At 47.6% G+C, this 2,472-nt stretch carries 2 protein-coding genes; one reads left to right on the forward strand and one right to left on the reverse strand.

The features are described from left to right. Positions 1 to 250 precede the first annotated feature (250 nt). The gene (locus tag OCT58_RS10215) at positions 251 to 1,507 is read left to right on the forward strand and encodes a chloride channel protein (RefSeq protein WP_267202717.1); all 1,257 of its coding nucleotides are present in this window, start codon (positions 251 to 253) and stop codon (positions 1,505 to 1,507) included. Positions 1,508 to 1,552: 45 nt separating this feature from the next. Here OCT58_RS10215 and OCT58_RS10220 read toward each other — a convergent pair whose 3' ends face one another. Next, positions 1,553 to 1,909 carry a hypothetical protein gene (locus OCT58_RS10220; RefSeq protein WP_267202718.1) on the reverse strand — a complete coding sequence of 119 codons (357 nt, stop codon included), beginning with the start codon at positions 1,907 to 1,909 and terminating at the stop codon, positions 1,553 to 1,555. Positions 1,910 to 2,472 lie beyond the last annotated feature (563 nt).

The following is a 2,472-nucleotide window of genomic DNA, read 5'->3' on the forward strand; positions in this document are numbered from 1 at the left end:
AATGATAAAATAGTGGTGCTCATCAAGGTCCTTCTTTCTAATGGATTGTGTGGTAACACCATTAAAGACCTTGATGGGTTTTTCTGTCCACTTAAATGTTCAACTTAAATTTTACAATCTGCCTTTTTTTCAAATTTTATCACCTAAATTTCAAGATTAACTTCATTATAACAGTTGCCCAACTTCAAATTGATGCTATTCGTGGTAAAATGATTAACGATTTGCAATTATTTTTAGATGGAGTTGAATTATGAAGAAAGTAAGCAAGAATCTGCCCCTGGCAATCGCCACGGTTGTTTTAGGGGTCGTCGTCGGGTTTAGTTCGCTGTTGGTCAGTGTAGCCCTGGACCTGACGGAAAAGTACTTCCTGAGTTTTGAGGAAACCAACCTGGTGCCGGTTAACTGGATGGACAGCGGTCTGCACCGTTTTCTCTCGGTGTTGATCGGTGGAATCATTGCTGCGCTCGTTTGGTATCTTTTACAACGGCACTATAAGCCAGTTAAATTGGGAAAGGCTGTGAAGGGGGCCCACATGCCCCTGGGCAAAACGATGATTCACGTCTACACCCAGATTTTCTTCGTGGGGACTGGGAACTCAATCGGTCGGGAACTGGCACCGCGGGAAGCCGGTGCTGCTTTGGCTCAGGCCTGGGAGCGTTTTGCCCGCGGTAGACAATTTCTCGGACTGGATGCCGAGGACCGCCGGATGATTGTTGCGGCGGCTGCTGGTGCTGGGTTTGCTGGGGTCTACATTGCCCCAATCACTGGTGCAATTTTTTGCATGGAGTTGCTGTACAAGAAAATCAACGCGCGGGTAATCGCCGTTAGTCTGACGATGTCGGTGATTGCCACCCTGATCGGTTCAATCGTGAAGGGCTACAAACCTTACTACCTGGTTGGTTCCAAGACCTTCCAGCTGCAAATCTTACCCCTGGCACTGGTCCTGGGGTTGGTATGCGGCTTGCTCGGAACGCTTTTTAAGAAATACATTGCCGTTGCTAAAGCACACCGAGCCACTACCAAGAACGTCTTGGTCCAGTTGCCAATCATTTCGGCGATTACCGGTGCGATTGCCGCTTATTTTCCGCAGATTATGGGGAACGGTCGAGGACTGGCACAGCTGGCAATGAACACGACTAGCGCTAGCAAAACCGTCATTTTGACCCTCTTGTTCGGTCTGGTTGCCAAGGCCCTGGTAACGCTCTTCGTCATGAAGTGTGGGGGCTACGGTGGTGTCCTGACACCATCGATCGCGCTAGGCGCAGTGCTGGGCGCATACGCTGGTATGGTTTACGTTAGTCTGGTGCCGGGAGTAACGATGGCCCAGGCCGCCGTCTTGGGGGCCGCTTTCTTCTTGGCTGCATCCCAGCAGGCACCATTAATGGCGATGTTCATGCTGTTTGAGGTTTGCCACCTGAACTTTTCCGCTTTCCTGCCACTGGCAATGGGAGTGGCGATCTCCATCGCTCTTTCCAAGTGGTTGCAGACGAAAGCCTTCTTTGCCTAGAAACAAGAATAAGGCCCGGTGATTTTTGGATCACTGAGCCTTATTTTATTTCTGATCATCATCGTCGGTCTTTTTGTCCAAACCAACGGTGACATTTTGTTCTTGGGCAACGTTGTAACGGGCGAGGAGGATTTGCTGGTACTTGTCTTCAATCGTCTTAGGCGTCGCGGTCCCATCAATTTCTGGAACGTCTTTTTTGATCTTTTCCAAGACCTGGTCGTCAAACTGGTACTCCGGCTTTACGGCCTCGTCACCCTTGAGGAGGGCGATCGTCGTATCGTAGTCCAGCGTTTGCACTTCCCAGGCCGAACGATCGGCATCCGGCTGGTGAAGGACGTCAGACTTGTCCTTCAGGTCTTCACGAAAGCCCTGTTCATCGTACTGGTAGTCTGTTTCTGCCATCTTTTTCAACTCCTTTTGTTCTTTCCTAATTTAACTCACGAGCGGTTAAATGTCTACTATGCTGTCAAGTTAGCTATACTAAGAGGTGAGGGAGGGGTTAGTTATGAAGAAAATGGATCCACAGCGTAAGTACGTGATCGCCCTAACGATCCTGGTTGTTGCCTCGTTTATTCTCCTGACTTTGTCGGAGAACCTTGCTAAATTATAAAAGTTGACTAATTTAGACAATCATACATGATTTGTATAGTATAATGGTTGACGTGGGTACAGATGTTAGATACCTACTGTTAATTGGATAAGGGAAGCGTTCAGCATGGAGTTGGTATGCTCCAAGTTGGACTGCACCCTGTCAAGTAGACAGGTAATTATACAATGACTGAAACTTGAAAGCCAGGAATAACGGCTAATCACCGCTATCCCTGGCTTTCTTGTTATAAAAATGGCAGATTGCAAGAAATAACTTGAACGAATTTAGTGACGCAGATTAAGCAAGAAGATCTCGATTGGTGTATGCCAGTTAAGACATTTAAGTGGTCGGGAATTCAGATACCAATTAATTTGAA

It is taken from the genome of Limosilactobacillus kribbianus (assembly GCF_026413145.1).
In the GTDB taxonomy this organism is placed as follows: Bacteria; Bacillota; Bacilli; order Lactobacillales; family Lactobacillaceae; genus Limosilactobacillus; species Limosilactobacillus kribbianus.